Here is a 583-nt window from a genome sequence, read left to right as displayed (position 1 = left end):
GGCTATATGGCAAAAGATAAAAAGAGATGCGTCAATCGATTTACGTCAATTTACATCAACAAAAGGCAATACTGTTTACGTTGATGTTGATGGGCAAAAAGCTATTAAAGCAATGTTCTCAAACGATTCATCAACAAGATACCGTCAACAAAAAGATGATGTTGACGACAACAAAAAAGATGCGGTTGATGGACAAGATGAAGTGAAATTCCTTCGAAATTTAGTATCAGAATTTCAATCTGAAAAGAAAGAGTTACATAAGTTACTAGATCAGCAACAAAGATTGGCCTTACAGGACAAACAACTGCTCGAAGAATACAAGGCAGAAATTAAGGACTTGAAAGCCTTAACGATGGCACCGCATGATAATAGTGAAAAAGAAGTGACGTCAGACAAACAACCGGAACCTGAAAATAGCACCCCGGAGTCACAACCTAAACCTAAAAAGTGGTGGCGTTTTGGTAAATAGTTACAACTAAAAAAGAAAAGAAGACTAGTTAAATAGCGGAAGATAAATTTGAACAATCTGTAGCTGCCAAGCTAAAGGGTGAGGGCTGGGACTGTCCCACAGATTATTCTGGTG

The 583-nt window shown here is 37.9% G+C and carries 1 protein-coding gene; it reads left to right on the top strand.

Features of this window, described 5'->3' with window-relative positions; all coding sequences use genetic code 11:
- Positions 1-469, top strand: a 469-nt coding sequence (locus tag KGF70_RS17060) for a RepB-like protein (protein ID WP_216786533.1), incomplete at its 5' end; no start/stop codon positions are given.
- Positions 470-583 lie beyond the last annotated feature (114 nt).

It is taken from the genome of Lactiplantibacillus sp. 7.2.4, from assembly GCF_018991185.1.
Lineage (GTDB): Bacteria > Bacillota > Bacilli > Lactobacillales > Lactobacillaceae > Lactiplantibacillus > Lactiplantibacillus pentosus.
Note: the sequence above shows the minus strand (reverse complement) of the source record. Positions and strands in the feature narration are given on the sequence as shown.